The organism is Nocardia sp. NPDC050408 (assembly GCF_044458905.1).
GTDB lineage: Bacteria > Actinomycetota > Actinomycetes > Mycobacteriales > Mycobacteriaceae > Nocardia.
In genome coordinates this window covers 78,182-102,086 of record NZ_JBITIL010000021.1, presented here as the reverse complement: position 1 = coordinate 102,086, position 23,905 = coordinate 78,182, and the positions used below count along the sequence as shown (strand labels likewise).

Below are 23,905 nucleotides of genomic sequence, written 5' to 3'. Positions count from 1 at the left end.
AGATGGCGGTACGTTCGCAGGTCCAGCCCACTACCTGGCAGGGCATGAGTGACGCATTCAACAGCGAGTGTCCGGCGCGTGAGGTGCTCGACCACATCACGAGCCGCTGGGGCATGCTGATCCTGACCGCGTTGACCGATGGCCCGCACCGGTTTTCGGAGCTGCACACCAAAATCGGTGGCATCAGCGAGAAAATGCTGTCGCAGACGTTGCGCACGCTCGGGCGCGACGGGCTGATCGCGCGCACCGTCGAGCCCAGCACGCCACCGCGGGTCAGCTACGAACTCACCGAACTCGGCCAGGGACTCACCGAGTCGCTGCATCAGTTCCTCGGCTGGATCCGTGAGCACACGGTCGAGGTGATGGCCGCCCAGAGCCGCCACGACCGTCGGATCAGCCCCACAACATAGAGCCGCTCCGCGAGGGGCCGCCGCAGTGCTGAAGACGAGGGCCAGCGGTGCACAGCAGGTGGCAGGAGTTACGTTGACACTCGGATTCATGCCAGACTGAGAGTGTGAAGCAGGTAGTCGCGCTGGCGCTGGATGGCGTCATGACCTACGACCTGGCATGTGCGGTGCAGGCATTTCGCCACGGGCCGGGCAAGACCGGGGAACCGGTGGGGTTGGAGATGCGGACCTGCGGCGTGCGGCCGGGGCCGGTGTGGACGCCGAATGGTTTCGAACTGCGGGTCGACGAAGGGCTAGAGGCGCTGGCGAGCGCCGACATCGTGGTGGTTCCGGGCATCGCATTGCCCACGCTGCCACCGGCCTACGAGGTGCTCGATGCACTCCGGGCCGCATCGGCGCGTGGCGCGACCATGGTGAGCATTTGCGTCGGCGCATTCATCCTGGCGCGGGCCGGAGTCCTCGACGGACGGCCTGCCACCACCCATTGGGCGTATTGCGATGAGTTCGCTGCGTTGTTCCCAGCGGTCAAGCTCGACCCCGCCGCACTGTATGTGGACGACGGCGATGTGCTCACCTCGGCGGGATTGTCCGCGGGAATGGACCTATGCCTGCATATCGTGCGTCGTGAACTGGGCGCGGGTGTGGCGGCCGATCTGGCCCGCTGGAATGTGACACCACCGCACCGTGAGGGTGGTCAGGCGCAGTACATTCCGGATGCTTTGGGCGGCAATGAGTTTCCCGGCGCCCTGGCCGCGACCATGGCCTGGGCGGCGGCGAATCCGGCGGCGGCGCCGGATGTTTCAGCGCTTGCTGGACATGCGCTGATGAGTGAGCGCACGTTTATCCGTCGATTCAAAGCTGAGGTGGGCACCACGCCGCGGCGCTGGTTGGACGGGCAGCGAACGGCGCGTGCCAGGGAATTGCTGGAGGTCACCGAACTGCCCGTCGAAGTTGTTGCGGCACAGTCCGGATTCGGCAGCGTCACCGCGCTGCGGGTGCATTTGCGCGCCGCTACCGGGACGACGCCCGCCGGTTATCGCCGGTCGCTGCGCCGCTAGCGGATCTCGTCGGCGAATGCGCGTGCCGCGTGGTATCGATCTGCCGATGTTCTCGGATTGTCGGACCTGCGGCCGCAGGTGCGCTACCGTTGATTTGCCCGGACGTGCTTCGTACTGAAAGAAGGCCGGTCCGGCAGGGGTTTATGCTTTGCGTGTTCTTCGTCTCATGACCGAACAGTTCGATTGCTAATTATTAACTGTATGACCTATATCGACTGAACTACTTCCCTTTCGACTCGCGAATCCGCCTACCAGCGGCCAGCGATGAGATCGACGCATGAGAGGTGGTTGGAGCATGACCGATCTCGAAATCGGCCGGTTGGCGCCGCAGGTCGCCGGTATCGAGCCAGCGCCGGCGAGCACCCCGCTACGGCGCGCTGCCGGACGTTTGCAGGAGGTGCTGCCAACGGGTTGGCAGGTCGAAATCGTCGACGCCGGTGCGCCGAGCATCGTCGACGCACCGGGCCGTCAGCCGGTAGTCCGGGTGGTTATGCCGGGGGCTTGACTACTCCGTCCAGCCCATCGGCATGAGCAGGGACTTCTGCTCGCAGAATGCGTCCAGACCCTCCGGTCCGTTCTCCCGGCCGAGGCCGGAGTTCTTGTATCCGCCGAACGGCGAACTCGGGTCGAACGCATACCAATTGATCGCGTAGGTTCCGGTGCGCACCCGCGCCGCGATTTCCGCGCCGTGCTCGATATCCGCGGTCCAGACCGAGCCGGCCAGGCCGTATACGGAATCGTTCGCGATGGCCACCGCTTCGTCCTCGGTCTCGTACGGGATGACCGACAGGACCGGGCCGAAAATCTCCTCCTGCGCGATCGTCGACTTGTTGTCGACATCGGCGAAGATGGTCGGCTCGACGAACCAACCGCGGTCCACATCCGCCGGGCGGCCGCCACCGAGTACCAGTCGCGCACCCTCTTCCTTGCCCATGGCGATATAGCCCTCGACACGGTCACGCTGACGTTCGGAGATCAGTGGGCCGAAGGTCGTCGCTGGATCGGTGGGATCGCCGGTCTTCAGCGTCTGCACGTGCTCGACCAGCGCGTCCAGGATCTCGTCGTAGCGGCTGCGTGGCGCGAGAATGCGGGTCTGCGCGACGCAACCCTGGCCGCTGTTCATCAGACCGGAGAACGCGAGCACCGGAATATTGGCGATATCCATATCAGGCAACAGGATTGCCGCCGATTTGCCGCCGAGCTCGAGCGAGACGCTCTTGAGCTGTCCGGTCGCAATGGCGCCGATCTTGCGACCGACCGCGGTGCTGCCGGTGAAGGTGACCTTGTCGACACCCGGATGCGAGACCAGGTACTCCGCGGCATCCGCCTCGGCGGGCAGGATCGACAGCACGCCCTCGGGCAGGCCCGCCTCGGTGAAGATTTCCCCGATCTTGTTGGCGGTCAACGGAGTCAGCGGCGCGGGCTTGAGCACCATCGTGCATCCGGCGAGCAATGCGGGCGCGATTTTATTGACCGCGAGGAACAGCGGGACATTCCATGCCGTGACGGCCGCGACCACCCCGCGCGGTTCCCGCGAGACTCGCGCGGTGCCGAACAGGCCGGTGCGGGTTTCGTTCCAGGGGAAGGATTCGGCCAGTCCGGCGTACGCGTCGAGCGCGGCCACCGCCGGAATCTGGTTGAGCGTCATGGCGATCATCTGCGGTGCGCCCATTTCCGCGGTGAGCGTGGCGAGCAGATCGGCCGAACGCTCCTCGATCAGGCGGGCGGCGCGTGTCAACACCTGGGCGCGCTCCGCGGGCGGTGTGGACGGCCAGGGACCGTTGTCGAAGGCGTGCCGGGCGGCGGCGACGGCTGCGTCGACATCGGCGCGACCAACCACCGGGACGCTGCCCACCGGCTCGACCGTCGCGGGCGAGATGACCTGGAGGCGCTCGGTGCCGGCGGGCGCGGTCCAGCGGCCGCCGATGAACAGGCTGTCGTAATGCATGAGAACACGTTACAGTTTTGTCGCCCGATTGTCTGTAACGTGTTTCAGTTTCCCGTGCGGTCGACCTTCTGAACAGCGCGAATTCCAACCTGTCGGTTCGCTTTTCAGAGAACGCACTATTGCGTTCTGTTAATGCACCGGTCATGCTGTAGCTACTGATCAGCTCGCTCGATTCATGAACCGATTACGCAATTGGGGAGTCAGAGCCATGGCGGTGCAAGTGATCGGCCGGTCGCTGATGACCAGCGACCAGACCGAGCATCAAGCTAAAAGCGTCGGCGCAGGTGGGTGGGTAGTTTCCTTCCTACCGGGCCGGACGCTGACCATCGAGCAGGCTACGGCCGCGATGCAGGCCGCCGAGGCGGTCGCCGTCGTCGGAATGCTGGCTGATCAGGTCGGCCTGACCACCCTCGAGACGGTTGGCCTGGCCATTCAGGAATCCCCCTGGGCGGCCAGGATCAACGCATGTGGGCGCAGGAACTGGCGCCGGGGCTGGCTGGAGAAGTAGCCCTACGGTTTGGTGGCCACAACCACCAGATTGCTCACCAATAACTCTCGCAATACGGGTACGCGAACCACCCACCAGGCCCAGCGTGGGTGGTAGCGGGGGAAAACGATGCGCACATCTGCGGAAGTGCCTGCCGCCCAACGCAACCCGTCGGCGGCACGGACCGCGAACAGCGATTTGCCGAAGCGGTTCTTCGGTTCCCGGCCGGTCTTGCGACGGTATCGGCGCGCTGCGAACTCGCCACCGAGGTAGTGCCACGGTCCCGTTTCGTGGCCGCCGAACGGGCCGTGCCACACCGTGTACGACAGCACGATCAAACCGCCAGGACGGGTCACGCGGACCATTTCGTCGGCCATGACCCACGGCTGCGGCACGTGCTCGGCAACGTTCGAGGAGAAGCAGATGTCGACAGCGTTGTCGCGGAACGGCAATGCCATACCGGACCCGCGCACCGCGCCGGCCACCGAAAGTCCGGCGGCGTGCATCTCCGATGGGTCGGGCTCGACGGGAATGTAGCGTGCACCGGTCTTCACGAATTCGTCCGCGAAGTAGCCGGGGCCGCCGCCGACATCCAGGATGGTCGCGCCATCGAGGCCGTGGCCGCTGACGTCTCTGTAGAAATCGCCGATCATCGCCCCGCTGTCGGCGGCCAGACCGCCGTAGAACAGTGCGGGATCGGTCTGCTCGAACCGGAAACTGCCGAGCAGCCGCAACGACCGGCGCAGGGTCGCCCGCCGCGCGAACCGGGACATGGCTCGTCCGCTCCGTGGGGCGTGCGCCACCACGGCCTCGGCTGGCTCGGTTTCAGCTGTCGGCACGGCGCAGAGTCTCGCATAGTGCGGGCGATGCACCGCAGTCCCGCCTGCCTGGGGTGGGAATTCCCGCGCGGTGCGGACTGGCCGGTTGGTGGCGCGGGTTAGGGTGTACGGCGATATCCGTGACCCTGCTGACCGAGAGAAGCTCCACCGTGCGCGAAGTCCTCCTGCTGTGCTGGCGAGACACCGGGCACCCGCAGGGCGGCGGCAGCGAACGGTACCTGGAACAGGTCGGTGCGCAGCTCGCCGCGCGGGGGGTCAAGGTCACCCTGCGCACAGCGCGGTATCCGGGCGCAGCGAAGCGGGAGCGTATCGACGGCATCGATATCAGCCGGGCGGGCGGGCGCTTCTCCGTTTACCCGCGGGCGCTGGCCGCGATCGCACTCGGACGGCTCGGCATCGGTCCGCTGCGGGGCCTGCGGCCCGATGCGGTGATCGATACGCAAAACGGGATCCCATTTTTCGCGGGTGCGGCGACCAAGGCGCCGTCGGTCGTACTGGTGCATCACGGGCATCGGGAGCAGTGGCCGGTCGCCGGACGGTTCGTCGGCTGGATCGGCTGGTGGATCGAATCGCGGCTCTCGCCCCGGGTGCATCGGCACAACCAATACCTGACCGTTTCGTTGCCCTCGGCCGAGGAACTGGCCACACTGGGAGTGGACGGTTCCCGGATCGCGGTGGTCCGCAATGGCGCTGAACCCGTTCCTGTGGATGCGCCCACCGGCTGCACCGAGACACGCGCCGAAGAACCGCGCATCGTTGTGCTCTCGCGGCTGGTGCCGCACAAGCAGATCGAAGACGCATTGGCGGTTGTCGCCCGGCTACGGAGTCGGATACCCGGCCTGCGGCTCGATGTGATCGGTGACGGTTGGTGGGCGGACAACCTGAAGGCCGATTCCCGCGCACTCGGCATCGCCGATGCGGTCACCTTCCACGGCCACGTCGACGAGCGGCGCAAACACGAATTGCTAGCGCGCGCTTGGGTACATGTGCTGCCGTCGCGCAAGGAGGGCTGGGGCCTGGCGGTCATCGAGGCGGCGCAACACGGCGTACCGACGATCGGTTACCGCAGCTCGCGCGGCCTCACCGATTCCATTGTCGACGGAGTGACCGGGATGCTCGTCGACGATGTGAGCCAGCTCTGCGAGTCCGTCGGTGAGCTCATCGGTGACACCGAAGCGTGCGCTGTCATGGGTGAGAAGGCCCGGGCCCGCGCCCGTGAGTTCTCTTGGGAGCAAACCGGGAACGGCGTGCACGAGGTGCTCGCGGCTGCGGCTCGAGGGGAGCACACCTCGGGGCTCATCCCGCCTGGGCCCTGATCGCTCACGCCTGCTGTCGGGCGACGAATTCGTCGGTGACGGTGCGTCGTTGGGAGGTCGTGGCCGGTGTATCCGATCGGGGAGTCGGTGCGTGGTGCGGCCCAGGTGTGAACGCCGTCAACGGTTTTCACGTGGTGGGGCGTGGGCGCAAGGTGGCCGCCAGCAGCAGGCCCCCGACCAGGAGGGCGGCCCAGAGGAGGTGGGCGGCGTAGGTGATCACACGGTGTGCCGACTGTTGATGGTCCGGGGTGTCGGGGACGCGGTACAGCGCCAGTTGGGGGTCGGCGTAGACCGACTCCAGCTGGGCGAGTGTCGTTTTCGACTCGCCGAGCGGTCCGGGTGTGGTGCGTTCGACGAGGACCCAGCCGACCCCGAGCTCAGCCAACCGCCGCGCCGAATCACCGTGCAGCAGTGCGGTTTCCACCTCCCGCGCCCTGGCGCCCTCACCGGCCACGGTGCGCCCGTGTACCGGAAGCTCACCGGTTTGCAGCACATCGCGCGGCAGCATCCGCGGCGCCGGATCCAACACCGCCACCTTGCCGCTGTACGGAAACTTCCGAAACATCCCGCCGGGCAACACCGCAACATCCCCGGGCCCGTCGATCCGCTCCGCAACCCGCTGCCAGCCGACCGGATAATGCACCGGCTTCAGCGCCCCACCGACGCCCCAAGCCATATCGAACAGCGGCAGCACCAGCAGTGCGATGAATACCATTGCGGTCGATGCCATTCCGGGCGAGCGGGCAGGCTGCTTCGTCGCGAAGCGCACGGCGACCGCTCGGCACCCAGCGGCGGCGCACAGCGCATACGCGGGCATGGCAAGCGCCACATACTTCTGCGTATCCCGCAATAACCCCGCCCCCGGGACATGAGTAACAAGCCACTCCATACCGCTCATACCCCACGACGTCGCCCCGAGTGCAGGCAGCACGACGGCGATAGCCGCCAGTACCAGCAGCCGGCGACGAACTCGCAAGCTCTCACGATCGATGCAGTCGCCAGCGGGTGCAGCGTTGTCTCCGCTGGTCGCGAGAGTGGTATGCCCGACCTCGGGATGCTTCGACGGGGTTGTCGCGGTGCCGGTGTTGGACTCATCGATACGTGCAGTGCTGGTCGGGGGTGTGGACTGAGCAGCGGCATGGCCGTTTGTGCTCGTCTTGATCCCGGCGGTGCTGCGGAGACCAATGGCTACGAGGATCAGGAGTAGGGCGGTGGCGATCAGGGCGAGGGGGGTGGTGCGGGAGGCGGGTACCGAGTCGGCGTTCCAGATTCCGCCCAGTCCGGCCAGGGAGCCGAGTGTGCCGAGGGCGGGTTCGGCGCGGGCTGCGAAGGCGACGATTCCGGCCGGGTCCGAGGGCGCGGTCCCGGCACCCGACAAAGCCGCCGCCGCCAACCAGGGAGCGGACGCCGCCGATAGTAGAACCAGCGCCCCGAGCACACTTCGACGCCCGACCAGCACCAGCGCGATGCTGCCCGCCAGTAGAGCGCCGGTCGGCGTCAGCCCCGCCGCCGCAAAACACCCGGCCAGGGCACCCCAGGAACCGACCGCGCCCGTGCGTGCCCCCGCGTCGGAGCCGCTCGCCCGTCGCCCCCGGATGCGAATTCGATAGGCGGCCAGTGCGGTCCAGGGCAGTGCGGCGTATCCGGTCAGCAGGCTCCAATGCCCTTGGAGCACACGTTCGGCCACGTAGGGGTTCCAGAGCGCGACGGTCACGGCGACCAATTGCGGCCCGATCGATACCCGAAGCAGTTCCCTGGCCAGCACCGCCGCCCCATACCCGGCCGCCCACAGCGCCACGAGCAGGATCGTCTTGACGATCAACCCGCCGTCGACGATCGGCGACAGCGTGGCCAGCATCGCATCCTGGGGAACCGCTCGCGGAGCGGCGTCGCCGAGCCCGAGCGCAGAGTCCGTCAGATACGACCGGGGTGTGCTCACCGCATCTCGCAAAAGCAGATAGCCCGGCCCCAACAGTGGCCCAGCGATCACCACCGCCAGCGATCCGCTGTAACCGGCGGGGACGAAGCTTGCCCACCGGTTGCGTCGAGTCAGGCCGCTGCCACTCACGCCTGTGCACCTTACGTACCGACGAGCAAACCACCACTTCCGGTATCGAGCGCCTGCTACCGGCTGGGCGACCTCAATGCCGCCCTTGCAGAGCCGCACGACGTTCGACCGCCCGCACTGCGGGAAAGTCGGCGGCGAAGCCGCGCAACAGTCGCAGCGTCTCGTCGACGGGTTGACCTGTGGTCGCCGTGTCGATCGCGCCGTACAAGCGCTCCTCCACCCGCGCCACCTCCGCGGCGAGGCGGCCTCCGGCGGGGGTGAGGCCGAGGGTGATCTGGCGTCGGTCGGTGGAGCCGGTCTGCTTATCGATCAGGTCCATGGCGACGAGTCGGTCGACGAGTCGGCTCGGGCTGCCACCGGTCTCACAAACCAGCAGGTCGCCGAGCCCGGCCAAAGTCAGCGGCTGATGGTCGGCAAGTACGCGCAGGACCTCGGCCTGGGATGGAGTCAGTCCTAATGGCCGTAACTCGGACGACAGTTTTCGGTTTCCCTCCCGCTGAATGGCGAGGATGAGATAGCGCAGTTCCTCAGCCGGCCGCACGGGTTTGCACCTGTCGAGCGCCGTCGAATGAGCGGGTGGACGTCATGGGCTACCACCTTAGATGTCGTGTAACGGGCTGACGCGGTGCATAGGCAGTTGGCTGCTGAGCTCCTCGTCACGGAGGAACTCGGCGATGGTGTTCGCGTAGGTGTGCGGGTGGGAGAAGCGGAACATGTGGCCGGTGCGTTCCAGGATGACTTCCCTGGCGTCGGGGATGCCCTCACGTAGCACCGTCGCCGCCGCTTCGCCGATCAAGACGTCATGTGAGGGCGTAAGGATAAGCGTGGGCACCGCCACTTGCCCGAGTTTGCCTGTGTAGTCGGCGTTCAGCGCCGCGATCGCCCGGGCGCCGAAGGATTGGGCGGGGGTGTTGTCGAGGAACAGGTTACGGCTGTCGGCCTTACTCCATGGGATCTGCCCCTCGTGATCATGCGGCGAGGCCAGATTGTGGGCGTGGGCGCGCAGGGCTACCTGACGGTAGAGCGGTCCGCGCATCCGCCCCATGGCGCGCATCGCGGTTTTCAGGACTGGCGAAGAGATCGGATTGGCGGCGAATCCACCCGACAACACCAGGCCTTTCAACCCGCGCGGTCGGCGGACGGCCAGCGCCAGCGCGATATTCGCGCCGAAGGAATCGCCGATCAGCACGAACTCCTTCAGATCCGCGACTACATCGGCCACGGCATCGGCATAAGCCTCTATATCGGCGACGGCTTCGGGGAGCCGCATCGTGCGCATGGGGTGGGCGGCCAGTGGCGTGAGCTGCTCGATATCCCACGGGGCGCCGGAGAAGCAGGGAACAAGGACGAGAGTTGGTTCGGTCATGTATTTAGATTACACGACATACATGTCGTGTAATCTAAATAGTGGCGCAGGTCACGATGGCGGGCGCTTGCGGGGCGTGGAGTGATGGGGTGGGACGATTGCCGAGTGCCTGCAGTGCGTCGCCTCCCCGTCGTGGCGGATCTGACGTTGGTCACCGCCGGGGCGATGACGGCCAATGTGGCGGGATATCTGCTGCAGATGCTGGCCAGCCGTTGGTTGGGGGTCACCGGATACAGCGAATTCGCCAGCTTGCTCGCGGTGCAGCTGTTATGTGCGGTACCCGCACTGGCGTTGCAGAACGTGGTGGCCAGGGAACTGGTGCGCGGTGCGCGTGTCGCGGCGCTGCGCGGGTTGCAGTGGCGGTGTGCGGTGATCGTCGCGGTAGTCGCCGCGGTGCTGGTACCGGTTGTGACCGCAGTACTGGACGTCGGCGTACTCGCCAGTGCAGCCGCCCTCGGCGCGGCTCCCGCGTTGGTCCTGCTATCCGGTGAACAGGGAATCCTGCAGGGCAGCAGACGCTTCCGGGCCCTGGCCGTAGTCCTGGGCGCGGCCGGAGTAGCGCGCGTGGTTCCGGCATTGGTCGTCCTCGCAGCGGGTGGCGGCACAGCTCCCGCATTGTGGGCCGCCGCGACAGGAATCGTCGTCGCCGCCGCATTCGCCCGCTCCGCCGCAGGCTCGCCCGCATCACGCATTCGCCCCGCTATTGCCCCCGCGACGGAACGGTCGCAAGGGCCGCCGGATGCCGCGGCCGCCGACGGACCGATGCCCGGCGCAGCGCGGCCGCCATCTCCGGGACGCGATGTTTTCGAGGATGAGGCTGCGCGATCTCGATGCGAAGATGCAGCAGATCCTGCGGCTGAGCAATCGCGGCTCGGGGGTGCGGCCGAGGGGAGCGCAGCGGGAGGGCGGACTCGCGGGACATCGGGCGAGGCCGCACAGGGTGTGCGTTCGGTCGGCGTGTTGCCGGTGTTGCGGGCGGCGCAGGTGCAGGCGGCGTTGATGGCATTGTCGTCGGCGGATTTGATCGTTGCGCGAATAGTTTTGGACGAGGCGGATGCGAGCCGCTACGCGCTCGGGGCGATCGCGGCGAAGATCGCGTTCTGGCTGCCGCAGGCCGTGGGAGTCGTGCTGTATCCGCGGATGGCGCAGCCGACGCATTCGGCGCGTGCGATTCGGGATGCACTGGCAGTGCTGTCGGGCATCGGAATCGTGGCGGTATTGGGCGCTGCCCTGGCGGCGCCGGTCGCGCCATTGTTCGCGGGACAGGATTACGCGCCGATCCAAGGCTTGCTGTGGTTGTTCGCTCTGCAAGGAGCCATACTCGCGGTGCTACAGGGTGCACTGCTTTCGGCGATCGCGGTGGACCGCACCGCACTCGCCGCGGTGACCTGGCTCGGGCTGGGGATCGAGGTGGTCCTCATGACCTGCTTCGCCCGCTCGATACCGACGCTGATCACCACCGCCGTCGGTGTCGCTGCCGCTACCACCATGTTCGTTGCCGTGATCGTATTGCGTACCGCGGACCGCTCCGGCGCGGCCGAGCCGCGCGTATCCGGCTGAACACGCGCTATCCGAGGCATAACCCCGACTCGGCGGGCCGACAGAACAGCCGTCGCGGAGCCCTCCGCTCACCTAGCATCACCAGCATGATCACCGCTGTGCACACACTGGTCTACGCGGAGGATCCGGACGCGGCCCGCGCCTTCTTCCGTGACGTTCTCGGCTGGCCGAATGTCGACGCCCACGACGGCTGGCTCATATTCGGGACCGGGCCGAGTGAGCTCGGAGTGCATCCCGCGGATGGGCCGCCGCGCCACGAGATTTCGCTGATGTGCGATGACATCGAGCAGACGATGGCGGAATTGGGCGGACGTGGGGCGCAATTCGTGGGTGAGATCGCCGAGCGGAGTTTCGGGCGCTGCATCGATATGAAGATTCCTGGCGCGGGGGTGATGCTGCTGTATCAGCCGTCGCATCCCGTTGCCTACGCGCTGGGTTCGTCCACGCCCTAACCAACGCCGAACGAACTCGGCTCCCCGACATAACGTCGGGGAGCCGAGGTGTCGGACTAACTATCAGAGATTCTTCTGGATCCTGATCTGCTCGGTCGGAGCATCATCCCCACCACGACCCGGCCCACGCCGACCTGCACCGGCCGGGGCAGCCCCGTCGCGGATCCCGAGGAAAACACCGCCGACCACGGCGATGACACCCAGCACGCCGAGCACGATCGGCATGATTCGGCCGTACAGCGACAGCTTGTCGATGTTCTCCTTGGCCACCGAGATCTGCGATTCGACGGTGTTCTCGTCGAAGACGAGGTGCGACTTCAGCGCGGTGACATCCGGGTGGTCGCCGCTGCGTGCGTAGTACAGGTGGATCTGCTCGCCACCCTTGATCACGGTGCCGGTCCGCGGCTCGACCCACAGGTCGCGGGTGTCGGTGTAGAAGCGGGTCATGGTGACCGGGTCGTCACCCTCGAGTCCCCACTTCGAGGCGGGCAGGCTCAACTTGTTGGTCGGCGACTGGATCACGTCCCACATGTTGGTTACCGGCACCGACATCTGGAAGCGGTAGACCTTCATGTCGTTGATCTCGGACTCTTCGATGAACTTGGCGTCGTAGGACTTACGCGCATTTACATCGAAGTACGGGTAGCTCTTCTTCTCGGTGCCGATCGGGAAGCGGTACTGCAATCCGGTGTGCTGAACCGGGTCGGCAATGCTCTGCATGTCCTTGTTCACCGTGACGGCGATGGAGCCGTTGGGGTCCTTGGCCACCGGGTCGCCGGACTTGCGGTCGATGGTGACCCGGTCGACGGTCGCGGTGAGCAGGCCGGTGTCGCCCTGCTTATCGATGCGCCGCAGAGTCTGACCGGCCTGCACGGTCATCTCGGTGGCGTCGGAGGGCTCTTCGACGGTGAGGAACCGCTGCGAAATCAGCGGCACGTTCGTGTCGATCTTGGCCGCGCCTTCCGGTGCGGTGAGCGACTTGGAGTCCAGGACCAGGCTGTCCTCGCCCGGCTGGTTCGTCGCGATGGTGGTGATCTCGAGATCGAGTGGAGTTTTCGCCAGTTTGCTGACGGTGTAGGTCGGGATCATCACCGCGGCGACGATCAACAACGCGCCCAGACCCACGAGCAGGCAGGCCACCGTCCTTCTGGTTCCGGCACTCAGTGCCATGCAAACTCTCCTCGTCGTAGAACACAGGTCTGTACGGCGAGTACTGCGGGCGCGCCGCTGCACTCGTGAGCCCCGACACTAACAGCCCGATGTCGTACCATGCGGTGCCGAGGCCGGATTCGACCCAGAAATCGCCCGAGTCTAGCGTGAAATCTGAAACGTTGGGTTACCAGCTGGTAGGAGATTCCCGTAGCGACTGCTTGCAGGTCGCTCGAAAAGGCCTGCAGACTGGAGTTCGATGACCGCCACCCTACCCGCACCGACCACCGACGCTCCCACGCGCGCACGCGGTTTCGTGCCCGCTCTGGAAGGTATGCGCGGCATGGCGGCACTCGGTGTGCTGCTGACCCACGTGGCATTCCAGACCGGCGCCGCGAGTACCCCTGTGCTGGGGCGGATTTGGGAACGGTTCGATATGGCGGTCGCGGTGTTCTTCGCGCTGTCGGGTTTCCTGCTGTGGCGTCCGCACGCGCAGGTGGCGCGCGGACTTGGGACCGCGCCGTCGGTCGGCTATTACCTGCGGCATCGGGCGGCGCGCATTCTGCCCGCGTATTGGGCTGTGGTCGCCGCGGTGCTGATCCTGGTGCCGAGTGCGGCCGATACCGCCGGCCTGCGGGTATGGGCGTCGAATCTGGCGTTGACGCAGGTCTTCGTGCCGCTCACGCTCACCGACGGACTCACCCAGATGTGGAGTCTGTCGGTCGAGGTGGCCTTCTATGTTGTGCTGCCGCTGCTGGCATTCGCGGCGGTGCGGCTGCGTGGCGATGCCGCGCGCTGGCGCATTCCGGCGATCCTCGCGCTCGCGGTGGTGAGCCTGGGCTGGAACTTCATTCCGGTGCCGACTCCCGATGCCATTCACGCCGACAATTGGCTGCCCGGATATCTGCCGTGGTTCGCGGGCGGCATGTTGCTCGCCGAGCTCGTCGAAAATAGCGACCAGCTATCGCCACGGCTTCGGATGCTCGCCAATCAGCCGGTGATGTGGAGTATCGCGCTGGTCGCCTTCCTGATCTCCGCCACCGATCTGGGCGGTCCCGCCGGTCTGACGCGCGCCGAGCCATGGCAATACGCGGCCAAGATGGGTTTCGGCGCGATCATCGGTTTCGCGCTGCTCGCACCGCTGGTGCTGCGCCCGCCCGGCGCCCGTCCGCATCGCTGGTTGGAATCAGGGGTCGCCGCGATGATCGGCCGCTGGTCCTACGGCATCTTCCTCTGGCACCTCGCGGTGCTTTCGGTGGTGTTCCCGGTTTTCGGAATCCTGCCGTTCGGCGGCAATTTCGGGAAGGTGCTCATCCTGACGATCGCGATCACCGTCCCGATCGCCGCGGCCAGCTATGCCCTCGTCGAGGAACCGGCGCGTCGGTTCGCGCGTGATCGGGATCGTGCCAAGGCGGCGCGGCGGGCCGAGGTGAGCTGAGCGCCAGCTGTCGGGCAGATGGTGTTCAACGATGCTCGCGTCGCGTGGGCAGTGCGGCGACGCCGACGGCGATCACGGCGATCAATGCGGGCAGTTGGACCCAGAGCGAGCCGCCCATATATCCATTTGCCGCGCGCCACGGTCCGGTGGACAGGGCCGCCGCGGCCGCTGCGGTACCGAGACCGGCAACGGCCGCGAGGACTTTCGATGTCACCTGTGCGGCGAATCGGCTCGCGGCGAGAGCGGCGACGGTGAGGGCGGTGCCGACGGGTCCGGCGATAACCGTTGCGACAGCGGCGATTCCGAATGCGCCGAGGATGCGGGTGCCCCAGGTTATCGAGGGTGAGTCGGCCGCGTCATCCGGCGCGATGGTGTCGAAACCACCGCTTCGCGTGAGAGTTATCGGAATTCGGCGGGGGCGCGCCGGCCGGGGGATGGCGAGTAGGGCCAGCGGGACGAGGAGAAGTAGGCCGCCGAAGATGCTGAGGCGGTACCAGCGGTCGATGGGGAATGAGACGGTGATGGGATTCGAAGGGGCGGCGTAGTTGTCCGGCAGCAGCCAGCCTTGCTGCCAGCCGTTGACCACGACCGGCTCGAGTTCTTTGCCGTCGGCGGTGCGCGCCTGCCAACCGACATTGGTGCTCAGTGGCAGGACGAGGAGCGGTCGCGATGGCGTTGGCGCGGCGGCAGCGTCGAAATCCGTGCGGTTCAGGCGAAGTCGGTCGACGAAGAACAGATCCGTCGGTGCGACCGTCACGTCCGTTCGCCCTGCGGCCAACACGATCTCGCCGGTGGCGCCCCGACCGTCGGCCAGCTCGGCAGGAAGCTCCGAATCGGCGCACACGCTTGCGGGAACCGGTGCACCAGAGCGCAATTCATCAGCAGTCGCGGTGACCGACGTATGCACGAAATGTCCACCGAGCGCAATCGTCGGGCCCTGCGCACACGGCACGGTGATCGGCCGATCCCCTGGGGCGGGTGCGGGATAATCGGGCCCGAGCACCGACACCTCGGCGATACCGGGCGGCTGCGCCTGGGCGAAACCGAGGGCGGTGCGGTCGAGTACCGGCTTCCAGGTCTGGATGCTCAGTTCGATGCGGTCGGTCACGGTGGGCTGCAATGAGATTCGGGTCGATTCGCCCGGTTCGACTTCGCGAACCTGTGGGCCGTCGCCGAGATTCACCGCCACCGATGTCGGTGCTGCGGGCAGCCCACCGAGCGACGGTGTCACCTCCAGACCTGTCACCAGCGCGGGTTGGGGCAATTCCAGCGTCAGAGTCGGTTTGCCGCCCGCCAGATTTCGCACCGAATCCTCCGGTGCCGTCCAACTTGTCCGCGGATCCCCATCGGTCGCCGCAAAGGCGGATCCTCGCAGGTCACCGACATCGGCCTTACCCCGGGCAACGGGATGGGTGTGGTCGGTGAGGAGCGCCTCGAGCGCCGGACCCTGCCGAGTTCGCACGGTCAACTGTGGCGTCACGCTCGCCGGTTCCGGTACCGACAGCGTGCGTTCGAATGTGCCGGGCTCCTCGGGTGCCAGCGCGAGTCCCTTACTGCACCGCACCCGGTCCGGTGCATCGAAACACGCACTACGTCCGGGAAATTCCTGACCGAGATCCCAGCCCCGCACCTGCGCGCCCGCCGGGGTTGGTGGCAGTACGGTCCGATGCCGGATATCGACCCGCACCGGCGCACTGCGGTCGGTGTAGTCGTCCAGAGTCAGCTCGCTGATCCCGAATTGTCCACCGCGCGTGCCGTCCTCGGTGCGGATGGCGGTGATGGTGAGCCAGTCCGTCTTGCCCGCAGGCAGCGAAATGGACACCGGCATACCAGGTTCGGGAATCCGCGCGGACACGCTGCCGTTCGTGGTCCGCACCTCGACCCATTTCACCGGATCGCCGATCGCGGCCGCACTGGTGGTCAACTGCAGTAGCCCGGAGCTGATCGGATGGTCTAGATCGAGCCGAAGCCATTGCCCCAGTGAGTGTTCGGCGCCATTGCTGATCCAGGCGGTCGACGGATCACCATCCACAACCGCGGCGGTCGAACTGCCCGGCGCGGATCCGCCCAACTGGGTGGCGTCGGCGGCGGAACTGGATGCGGTGACCGTCGCCCCCGACCATTCACCGCGCACCAATTCCGCACCGGGAACCGGATAGTCGGGCACCAGATTGTGCGTGCGGCGCGCATCGTCCGGCGCGCGCAGTGCCGAATTGTGATTGTCCACCCGACCGAAGTCGGCCTCGCGATCCATCGGCGTATCCGTCACGGTCAACGGCCCGAGCGGCAGTCCGGCCGCCGCCGCATCAGATGCGAGAAGTGCCGGCGCGGTTCCGGAATCACGGCGCATCCGTTCCAGCACTTCGGGCCCGCCCTGAACCGTCCCGACCGAGGTCATGGGCACCGTATAGGCGCCGGGGAACGATGTCGGCGCGCCTGCGCCGCTGTGGATTTCGATCGGAGTGCCCGCAGCCCTCGCCTCGACGCGATAGATCTCTACCGCCGGATACACGGGCCGCAGATCACCATCGGCGACCAGACCATCGGGTCTGACAGCCTCGATCGGATCGCCGAATTCGGCGACCTTGTGCAATCCCGGCGACCCGTCGATCGCCTGATGCGCCAACATCGGCCGGGTCGAACGCGACGTCTCCGGATCGAGGTCATTGCGCAACACCAGAATTCCGATGCCCTGCTCCGTCAGCGTCGCGGCCAGGCCGGTCGACGGCCTACCGTCGGCGATCAACCGCTGCACCGAATCCATGGCCCGGATGGTGCCCGGCGGATTCAGCGGCACCGCATCCCGGATCGCCCACGGCGTACTCGCCAGCGCCTGCAGCGGTTCGTCACGGGTGAGCCCCCACACCTGACTGCCGAAGGGCGCGCCGGGCACAACCAGCGCCCGGGTCTCGGCGGCATTGTGGGATAACCATTGCGCCGTCTGCTTCCAGTATCCGGGCACCTCGTCGTAGGCGCCGCGCGGTGCGAGCTTCCCGGACCAGGCCAAGGATGTGGACAGCGCGAGCGCGGTGAGGATCAAGGCGGCGACGGCGACCGACTTATCGCGTTCGGGATGTGCGAAGGCTTTGCGCCACATCGGCATCGGAACGGACGCGGGTAATGGCACCCTGCTCAACAGATGAGCCAGGCCCAGTACCAATGGGATTCGGATCAGCGGTTCCAGCTTGTGCACATTGCGCAGCGGCGCGCCCCCGGCATCCAGGAACACGCGCACCGAATCCGCGAACGGTCCGCTCAATTCACCGACGAATCCGGCACAGATCCCGACCAGCCCGACCAGCAGGATCAGCGCGAGCCGCCCGCGATGCGGCATGGACCGCATCGCCAATCCGGCCATACCCGCCGCCGCGAGCAGTCCGGTGGCCAGCACCGCGGCCGGCTGGGTCACCAGCACCGCGCCCGCGATCCGCTCTGGCGAGACGAACGGCGTCCAACTGTCGGTGCCGCGCAGCACTTCGCCAAGGGACGCCCACTGCGTGGTCACCCCCGAGGATTCGATGTAGTCCAGGAACGGCGGACTCACTTTGCCGAGCAGCAGCAACGGCACCGCCCACCAAAATGTGGCCAGCACCAGCAGCGGAATCCAGGCCCGGGTGAACCGCCACCACCGCCGGTTCGGCCGATACGACGCCCACCACAGCGCGGCGGGTAGAAATGCGGCGACCGTCGCCACCGCATTGACCGCACCCATCAGCGCCAATGCCAGCGCGCTACCCGCGGGCGAGGCCGCACCGCCGCGCCGCTTCCGGTAGGCGGTGGTGCCCAGTGCGGCGGGCGCGATCAGCACCCACGGCGCGAGCACCATCGGCAGCGTCTCCGAGGAGATCGAACCGAGCGTGGTCAGCACCCGCGGTGACAGCGCGAATGCGGCCGCCGCCACGATCCGCGACCCGCGCGAGCCGATACCGAGCGTTTCGCAGAGCCGCACGATGCCCCAGAACCCGGCGAGCAGCAGCAACGCCCACCAGATTCGCTGCGTCGCCCACGCGGGCAGACCGAGCACATGTCCGGCCGAGAAGAACGCGCCGTGTGGAAAGAAGTATCCGTAGGCCTGGTTCTGCACCTGCCCCATCGGGGCCTGACTGCTCCACATATGGGCGGCGCGTTCGAGGAAGCCCACCGGATTCTGCGCCAGGTCGTATTTGGTGTCGGCGACCGTCAAGCCGGGCGCCTGGAGAAAGGTGAGCAGGAACGCCGCGACCACGGTCCCGACGAACCAGCCTCTGCCCAGCGGGGCGCTGTCATGCTGATGCGCCGCGCCGGAGGTTCCGAACGAATCGGAAAGTGGGGCGGGAGGCTGTATTGAATCTGCGGTGCTCACCGGCCCTCCGTGGTTACGCGGGCTGCCGCCTACGGGCCTATCGCTCGCACCGCCGGGGATCAGCGGCTGCCGTACTCAACGTTGTTGAGTAGCGAAGAGGTGGAGTCGCTGCGCTCGATGTCGGGCCGCGTGTTCTGCTGAACTGCCATCGTGATGACGAACACCGCGATCGCGCCCAACACGGCGCCGGCGACCGCACTCGCAACACCAGGGACAGCAAACTTCATCGCGGCACTCCAATACATCGATGCAGGCACATTCTGGGCCAACCTAGCAGGGCCGCGCGCGATCACCTACGTTCAGGCCACCGATAGCGGAACCGAATAGCGGGGCGCGGGTCCTTCAGCTCGGGATGGCGCAGTGCAAACTGCCGAGCAATGTGCGCAACTTGGCGGTGGTCTCGTCCAACTCGGCGTGCGGATCCGAAGCCGCCACAATGCCACCGCCCGCGAAGGCGCGGATCGAACGCCCGTCGGCGGCGATTTCCGCGCTGCGAATCGCGACCACCCATTCACCGTCGCCGTACGCATCGCACCAGCCGACCGCGCCGCCGTAGAAGCCGCGTTCCTCTTCTATGTGCGCGATGGTGTCGAGGGCGAGATCAGTCGGCGTGCCACAGACCGCCGGGGTGGGGTGCAGTCGGATCGCCAGGTCGAGCGCGGTCGTCGCGGGATCGCGTAGGCGGCCGGTGATCGGGGTGGCGAGATGCCAGACCTCATGGGTATTGATCAGCCGCGGGCTGTCCGGAATGGTGAGTTCCGCGCAGACCGGCGCGAGCACCTCTCGGATCCAATCGATGACGAACGCATGCTCATCACGATTCTTGGTGCTGGCCAACAACTCTTGCGCCTGCGCGGCATCGGCGTCCGGATCGGCGAGGCGCGGCAGTGTCCCCGCTAGCGGATGCAACGTGACGGTCGCGCCGTGCCGTGCGACCAGCACCTCCGGCGTGGCGCCGACCAGCGTCGCACCCGGCCGATCCGCCGCCGTCAGGTCGACCGCGAAAACATTCGCATGCGGATGTCTGGTCAGCAGATGTCCCGCGACCAACTCCGGTTCCAACGCGCTATCGGCCTCGGCCAGCACCGATCGAGCGGCCACGACCTTGCGCAACGGCTGCGCCGGATCGTTCAACTGCTCGACCAATTTCGTCACCCGCGCGACATGCTCTGCCGGACTCGGCATTTCGGCAATAACCCGAACGGCGGGCAAGTCCGGAAGTGCTGCGGGCCGCCATGACCCGACCGTGCGTTGCGCCTGCTCAGGAACGCACAGCGCGGCCGAATGCCGGGGATCGAACGGCAGGGCCCCCACGATCAGCTCGGCGGTCCCGTCCCGCAGCGCCGCCACCGCCCGCGCCGCCTCATCGAAGGCGACCCGGGTCCCGGACGCGCGGATCACCCCACCGGGCTGAGCGAGCAAGAAACCGTTCATGATTCCTCGACCATAACCCCGCAAACCCGGAGCAGAGCCACCTGAGCGACCCAAATCTCAGCGACGCGGTTCCTTACCAGGCGGCACCATCAGCACCGGGCGGTGGCAATGCTTGAGCACGGCGTCGGCGACGCTGCTGTGCATCAGCGCTCGAATACCGGTGGCGCCGCGCGTGCCTGCCACGATGATGTCGACGTCCAGGTCGTCGGCGGTTTCGACAATGGCGTTCCAGATCGTCGACGTGCATTCCGCCGTGCGCGCCTCGGCGTTCAGACCAGCGAGTTTGGCCAGGCGGACGCCCTCGATATTGGTATTGCGGGCATCGACATAGGCGACGTCCTCGATCTCCTCGTCGGGCACCCATTCCGGCTGCATCACACCGGAGAGTCCGGACAGCCGAGCGGCCTGACGCACCATCGGTTCCCAGGCGGTGAGCACCACCGCTCTGTTGGCCGCGAGAAACCGACCGGCGTATTCGACGGCCCGCTTGGCATTTTCGGACCCGTCATAGGCAATGAGCATGAGATCGCACGGCACGATGACCTCCAGTTGGGAGTCATTTGGCTACGCCACAAGATTACTCCGGACAACCTCGCCTCGCGGTATTGCCGCGCGCGGATAATTTGCTGTGGGAAAGGATTGCACAGAAAAATCGACTGGGCGACACGGACCAGGAGCGGATATGCCCGATGCGAACGAACTGGTGTTCTTCGGCAGGCACGAGATCGACCCGCGGACGCTGCTGTTCTATGAATGGCGGCAGCGGCTCGAATCGGGCTATCCGGTAGCCGAGTTCGAGTCCGAGGTGCGCGCATTGGTCGCCGCCGATCATGCGGAACCGGCCGAATGCTGGGCGGTTTTCGATCGACTCGAAAGCACCGAACACGATCCCGACTGGGGTTATGACGAATCCGAAACCGCGGCACCGCAGTCGGTAATGCGGCCGGTCGCGGCGATACCCGAGCTTTTCGAGCGGATCCACGGCGGCTGGCTCGGGCGCTGCGTCGGCTGCACGCTCGGTAAGCCGCTGGAAAACGGATTCGTCTGGACGCCCGCGCGAATCCGCGCCTATCTCGAGCGCGCCGATGCCTATCCACTGACCGACTATGTGCCCGCATTATTGCCGCCGGCAGCGGAATATCCGTTGAATCCGACCTGGCCGGTATCGGCGAAGGGCCGAATCGACGGCGCACCGCGCGATGACGATGTCGATTACACCGTGCTGGGACTGCACCTATTGGAAACGTGCGGAACGAATTTCACGCAGTCCGATGTCGCGGACGCCTGGTTGGCACATCTGCCATTTCTGCAGACCTACACCGCGGAGCGGGTCGCTTACCGCAATCTGATCGCCGGTCGGAAACCGCCGCAGGTGGCCAGGTATCGGAATCCGTACCGTGAGTGGATAGGCGCGATGATCCGCGCGGATATCTACGGTTACGTCAACCCGGGTAATCCGGTACGTGCCGCTGAACTCGCCGCCCGCGATGCCGGACTTTCCCATACCGGCAACGGTGTGTACGCGGCGATGTGGGCGGCCGCATTGGTGGCCGCGGCTTTCACCGCCGACGGCATTTCGGATGCGCTCTCGGTTGCCCAACAATGCATTCCGGAACGTTCGAGGTTGCGCGTCGCGGTTGCCGAAGTGTTCGCGGACCATGGCAGCGGCATGCCATGGGAGCAGGCTCTCGAAGCCATCCATCGCCGCCACGACCACTACAACTGGGTGCACGCCATTCCGAACGCCTGCCTCGTCGCCGCTGGATTACTTTGGGGCGCAGGCGATTTCACGCGCACCATCGCGCTCACGGTACAGGGCGGTTGCGATACCGACTCCAACGGCGCGACCGCGGGTTCGGTCGCCGGAATCCGCGTCGGCGACCGTGGTATCCCGACCCACTGGACCGACCCGTTCCACGACAAACTGCACAGCGCGGTCTTCGGCCATGACGGCAGCCGGATCGGCGACCTGGCCCGCCGGACGCAGCGACTGGCCGCTAGCCGTACCTGAGTCGGACCAGCCGGAGCGCGCCGATTACCGTGGACTCTCATGCGGAAGACGCCTCTCGTCCTGCTCGCAATCCTGGCCGCCGTCGCGACGGCGTGCTCGAACGGTGACTCCGGCCCCGCGCCGTCGAAATCCGCGACTCCCGCCGCGGCGACCGGTTCCGCGGCTCCCGCCACCACCACCGCCAAAGGCGACTGCGGCGCCGACTACCTCGCGAAACTCACCCTGCGCGAGAAGCTGGGGCAGCTGCTGACCGTCGGTGTCACCGGTGCCGACGACGCCACGAATGTGGTGCGCAATTCGCAGGTCGGCGGTATTTTCGTCGGCGGCTGGACCGATAAATCGCTGCTGGCCGATGGCCTGATCAAACAGGTCAAAGCCGCCGCGAAGGTGCCGCTGATGGTGACCATCGATGAGGAGGGCGGCCGGGTCTCCCGGGTCAAGGATCTGATCGGTCCGGCCCCATCGGCCCGGGTGACCGCCCAGACCATGACCGCCGAGCAGTTCCACGACGCCACCGTGACCCGCGGCCGCGCGCTGAAGGATCTGGGCGTCACGGTGGACTTCGCGCCGGACGTCGATGTGAGCAGTCAGCCCGACGAGTCCGTCATCGGTGACCGGTCCTTCTCCGACGATCCCGCGGTGGTCACCGAATTCGCCGACGCCTACATCCGCGCCATGAACGAGGTCGGCGTCGGTACGGTGATGAAGCACTTTCCGGGCCACGGCTCCGGATCGGGCGATTCGCACACGGGTGCCGTCCGCACCCCGCCGTTGACGCAGCTGCAGAGTGTCGACCTCGTGCCGTTCCGCAATCTGGTCGACTCCGGTGCCGCCGCCATGGTCGGTCACCTCGACGTACCCGGTCTGACCACCGCCGATGTCCCTGCCAGCATCAGTCCGCAGGCCATGGCGTTGCTGCGCGATGGGACCGGCTACGGCGCGGCCCCGTTCCAGGGTCCGATCTTCACCGACGACCTCGGCGGCATGGCCGCGATCACCAGCCGGATGAGCATCGAGGACGCTGTCGAGGCGGCGCTGATCGCCGGGGCCGACAATGCCCTGTGGATCACCACCGATGCGGTGCCGCAGGTGCTGGACCGCCTCGAGCAGGCGGTATCGAGCGGACGCCTTTCGGCGGACCGGGTCGACGCGTCGGTGCTGCGGATGGCTCGATACAAGGGCGCGCTACCGTCCTGCTGAAACCCGGCTCTCGTATGTTGTACAGCTGCCTTATCGCCGGACAGCCGTAGTATTCCTCTGCTGGTCAGCTGAACAGCTGCGCCCGCGAATCCAAGGACATCGCGGTCCGCAGGATGGGAGCCGAGTGCCGATAGTTCGCCGAACTTACGAACGCGCAATCCGACCCGCCGAACTTACCTTGGAGTAATATAAGAGCTCAACATGCGGTAGGAGAGTGATGGCGGGCGGAACGAAGCGACTTCCTCGGGCGGTTCGTGAGCAGCAGATGCTCGACGCCGCGGTCGAGGTGTTCTCGCGTAAAGGGTTCCACGACACCTCGATGGACGCGATCGCCGCCGAGGCGAAAATCTCCAAGCCGATGCTGTACCTCTACTACGGCTCCAAGGATGAATTGTTCCGCGCCTGCATCCAGCGCGAGGGACTGCGCTTCATCGAATCGGTAGCGCCTGCGGGCAATCCGCAACTTTCCCCGCACGAACAGGTCCGCACGGCCCTCGAGGGTTTCCTCGGATTCGTCGACAGCAACCGCAACTCCTGGCAGGTGCTCTACCGCCAGGCGATCGGCCAGCAAGCCTTCGCCTCGGAAATCGAAAACGCCCGCGAACGCGTCATCGAACTGACCGCCAAACTCCTCGAATCCAGCGCCAAGCACGCCGAACCCGGCACCAACTTCGACGTCGTCGCGGTGGCTGTCATCGGGGCGGGCGAGGCCATCGCCGACCGTGTGGCCAGCGGCCGCATCGAAGTCTCCGAGGCGGTCGACCTGCTGGACGATCTCGCCTGGCGCGGTCTCGCGGGGCGCAAGAAGGCGGAGTAACTCCCTGCCCCGG

At 66.6% G+C, this 23,905-nt stretch carries 21 protein-coding genes; 11 read left to right on the top strand and 10 right to left on the bottom strand.

The genetic code is table 11. The features are described from left to right. The first annotated feature begins 2 nt into the window (after window positions 1–2). The 3 genes from ACIBJI_RS36615 (at window position 3) to ACIBJI_RS36605 (ending at window position 1,970) form a co-directional block, all read left to right on the top strand. Complete coding sequence (locus ACIBJI_RS36615; protein WP_364356091.1) at window positions 3–410, top strand: helix-turn-helix domain-containing protein; 408 nt, start codon at window positions 3–5, stop codon at window positions 408–410. Window positions 411–514: 104 nt separating this feature from the next. Next, complete coding sequence (locus tag ACIBJI_RS36610) at window positions 515–1,465, top strand: helix-turn-helix domain-containing protein (protein WP_364356088.1); 951 nt, start codon at window positions 515–517, stop codon at window positions 1,463–1,465. Between the two features lie 295 nt (window positions 1,466–1,760). Then, the gene (locus tag ACIBJI_RS36605) at window positions 1,761–1,970 is read left to right on the top strand and encodes a hypothetical protein (protein WP_364356085.1); all 210 of its coding nucleotides are present in this window, start codon (window positions 1,761–1,763) and stop codon (window positions 1,968–1,970) included. Here the strand turns inward: ACIBJI_RS36605 and ACIBJI_RS36600 are convergent, their stop codons facing one another. Continuing rightward, window positions 1,971–3,413 carry an aldehyde dehydrogenase gene (locus ACIBJI_RS36600; RefSeq protein ID WP_364356082.1) on the bottom strand — a complete coding sequence of 481 codons (1,443 nt, stop codon included), beginning with the start codon at window positions 3,411–3,413 and terminating at the stop codon, window positions 1,971–1,973. A gap of 208 nt (window positions 3,414–3,621) precedes the next feature. On the opposite strand from ACIBJI_RS36600, the gene ACIBJI_RS36595 reads away from it, so the two are divergent. Continuing rightward, complete coding sequence (locus ACIBJI_RS36595) at window positions 3,622–3,921, top strand: hypothetical protein (protein WP_364356079.1); 300 nt, start codon at window positions 3,622–3,624, stop codon at window positions 3,919–3,921. A gap of 2 nt (window positions 3,922–3,923) precedes the next feature. Here ACIBJI_RS36595 and ACIBJI_RS36590 read toward each other — a convergent pair whose 3' ends face one another. After that, a complete protein-coding gene (locus tag ACIBJI_RS36590) occupies window positions 3,924–4,673 on the bottom strand; it encodes a class I SAM-dependent methyltransferase (RefSeq protein WP_364356121.1) in 750 nt (249 codons plus the stop codon). A 215-nt stretch (window positions 4,674–4,888) separates the two neighbouring features. On the opposite strand from ACIBJI_RS36590, the gene ACIBJI_RS36585 reads away from it, so the two are divergent. Further along, on the top strand, window positions 4,889–6,055 hold the full coding sequence (locus ACIBJI_RS36585; RefSeq protein ID WP_397087829.1) for a glycosyltransferase family 4 protein: 1,167 nt from the start codon (window positions 4,889–4,891) through the stop codon (window positions 6,053–6,055). 127 nt (window positions 6,056–6,182) lie between these two features. On the opposite strand, the gene ACIBJI_RS36580 is transcribed toward ACIBJI_RS36585, so the two are convergent. From ACIBJI_RS36580 to ACIBJI_RS36570, 3 genes are all read right to left on the bottom strand, one after another. Continuing rightward, window positions 6,183–8,108, bottom strand: a complete 1,926-nt coding sequence (locus ACIBJI_RS36580; RefSeq protein WP_397087849.1) for a hypothetical protein — start codon at window positions 8,106–8,108, stop codon at window positions 6,183–6,185. A gap of 88 nt (window positions 8,109–8,196) precedes the next feature. Further along, window positions 8,197–8,664, bottom strand: a complete 468-nt coding sequence (locus ACIBJI_RS36575; RefSeq protein ID WP_396959483.1) for a MarR family winged helix-turn-helix transcriptional regulator — start codon at window positions 8,662–8,664, stop codon at window positions 8,197–8,199. A gap of 57 nt (window positions 8,665–8,721) precedes the next feature. Continuing rightward, complete coding sequence (locus tag ACIBJI_RS36570) at window positions 8,722–9,489, bottom strand: alpha/beta hydrolase (protein ID WP_364356070.1); 768 nt, start codon at window positions 9,487–9,489, stop codon at window positions 8,722–8,724. A gap of 165 nt (window positions 9,490–9,654) precedes the next feature. Here ACIBJI_RS36570 and ACIBJI_RS36565 point away from each other — a divergent pair, with 165 nt between their 5' ends. Together ACIBJI_RS36565 and ACIBJI_RS36560 are read left to right on the top strand one after the other, a co-directional pair. Beyond that, on the top strand, window positions 9,655–11,049 hold the full coding sequence (locus tag ACIBJI_RS36565) for a polysaccharide biosynthesis protein (RefSeq protein WP_397087847.1): 1,395 nt from the start codon (window positions 9,655–9,657) through the stop codon (window positions 11,047–11,049). Window positions 11,050–11,135: 86 nt separating this feature from the next. Then, window positions 11,136–11,501 carry a VOC family protein gene (locus ACIBJI_RS36560; protein WP_364356067.1) on the top strand — a complete coding sequence of 122 codons (366 nt, stop codon included), beginning with the start codon at window positions 11,136–11,138 and terminating at the stop codon, window positions 11,499–11,501. Between the two features lie 63 nt (window positions 11,502–11,564). Here ACIBJI_RS36560 and ACIBJI_RS36555 read toward each other — a convergent pair whose 3' ends face one another. Further along, the gene (locus tag ACIBJI_RS36555) at window positions 11,565–12,671 is read right to left on the bottom strand and encodes a DUF3068 domain-containing protein (RefSeq protein WP_364356064.1); all 1,107 of its coding nucleotides are present in this window, start codon (window positions 12,669–12,671) and stop codon (window positions 11,565–11,567) included. Between the two features lie 238 nt (window positions 12,672–12,909). On the opposite strand from ACIBJI_RS36555, the gene ACIBJI_RS36550 reads away from it, so the two are divergent. After that, complete coding sequence (locus ACIBJI_RS36550; protein ID WP_364356061.1) at window positions 12,910–14,088, top strand: acyltransferase; 1,179 nt, start codon at window positions 12,910–12,912, stop codon at window positions 14,086–14,088. Window positions 14,089–14,113: 25 nt separating this feature from the next. On the opposite strand, the gene ACIBJI_RS36545 is transcribed toward ACIBJI_RS36550, so the two are convergent. The 4 genes from ACIBJI_RS36545 to ACIBJI_RS36530 form a co-directional block, all read right to left on the bottom strand. Further along, window positions 14,114–18,340 (bottom strand): alpha-(1->3)-arabinofuranosyltransferase family protein, encoded by a 4,227-nt coding sequence (locus ACIBJI_RS36545; RefSeq protein ID WP_397087845.1) that lies wholly within the window; start codon window positions 18,338–18,340, stop codon window positions 14,114–14,116. Window positions 18,341–18,489: 149 nt separating this feature from the next. Continuing rightward, window positions 18,490–18,657, bottom strand: a complete 168-nt coding sequence (locus ACIBJI_RS36540; RefSeq protein WP_364356109.1) for a DUF2613 domain-containing protein — start codon at window positions 18,655–18,657, stop codon at window positions 18,490–18,492. A gap of 115 nt (window positions 18,658–18,772) precedes the next feature. Beyond that, a complete protein-coding gene (locus ACIBJI_RS36535) occupies window positions 18,773–19,864 on the bottom strand; it encodes an isochorismate synthase MenF (RefSeq protein ID WP_396959488.1) in 1,092 nt (363 codons plus the stop codon). 57 nt (window positions 19,865–19,921) lie between these two features. Next, entirely contained in the window at window positions 19,922–20,401 is a 480-nt protein-coding gene (locus ACIBJI_RS36530) for a universal stress protein (protein WP_396959490.1), read from the bottom strand. 145 nt (window positions 20,402–20,546) lie between these two features. Between ACIBJI_RS36530 and ACIBJI_RS36525 the strand changes: the two genes are divergently transcribed. From ACIBJI_RS36525 to ACIBJI_RS36515, 3 genes are all read left to right on the top strand, one after another. Next, window positions 20,547–21,875: an ADP-ribosylglycohydrolase family protein gene (locus ACIBJI_RS36525; RefSeq protein WP_397087827.1), complete on the top strand. Its 1,329-nt coding sequence runs from the start codon at window positions 20,547–20,549 to the stop codon at window positions 21,873–21,875. Window positions 21,876–21,914: 39 nt separating this feature from the next. After that, entirely contained in the window at window positions 21,915–23,075 is a 1,161-nt protein-coding gene (locus tag ACIBJI_RS36520) for a glycoside hydrolase family 3 N-terminal domain-containing protein (protein WP_364356052.1), read from the top strand. A gap of 217 nt (window positions 23,076–23,292) precedes the next feature. Next, window positions 23,293–23,892, top strand: coding sequence for a TetR/AcrR family transcriptional regulator (locus ACIBJI_RS36515; protein ID WP_364356049.1), 600 nt, complete (start codon window positions 23,293–23,295; stop codon window positions 23,890–23,892). Window positions 23,893–23,905: the final 13 nt, after the last annotated feature.